The sequence below is a fragment of the Modestobacter versicolor genome, from assembly GCF_041028285.1.
Classification (GTDB): Bacteria; Actinomycetota; Actinomycetes; order Mycobacteriales; family Geodermatophilaceae; genus Modestobacter; species Modestobacter versicolor_A.
Window position 1 is genome coordinate 1 of sequence record NZ_JABGDB010000056.1, and the last position, 529, is coordinate 529.

The window sequence follows — 529 nt, forward strand, 5'->3', positions numbered from 1 at the left end:
TCCGATCTGTCTAAGAACTCACGGTTTTCGACATAGCCAGCTGGGTCTTCACGCTTATAGGTTGCCCAATCAAAGTCTTCATAATCTTCAATTACGCGGTCTGCTTCAAGACGTGCAAGTTCCAGATGTTTGTAAACACCCTCAGATTCTTTAACAAAGGCTTCCTGAGTCTGGTTAAATTCAGCAATAGCTTGTTCCAGAGCTTGGTTATCTTTATAGCCTTTAATCACTTCACTGAGTACTACATTCTCACCAGTAGGTAGAGTGATTTCATATTCTTCGAAGTCTACTTCCTGTTCATCAGGAGTTTCCGTTTGTTCAACTTCGGAGTCTTCAACTTCTTCCTCAACTTCTTCGACTGCCTCTTCGACTTCATCACTTTCTTCAACTTCATCTTCCTCACCGAAATCAAAAGATAAATCAGATGTGTCATCGATAATACCACCATCCGGATTACCCGCACCTTCTGCGACTTTACTTGGATTGTGTTTAGCAGTTGCGTCTGAATTAGGAATTTCATTACCATTTG

At 41.4% G+C, this 529-nt stretch carries 1 protein-coding gene; it reads right to left on the reverse strand.

The window, feature by feature from the left end; all coding sequences use genetic code 11:
- A partial coding sequence (locus HL054_RS22240) for a hypothetical protein (RefSeq protein WP_369141308.1) occupies positions 1 to 529 on the reverse strand: 529 nt, incomplete at both ends.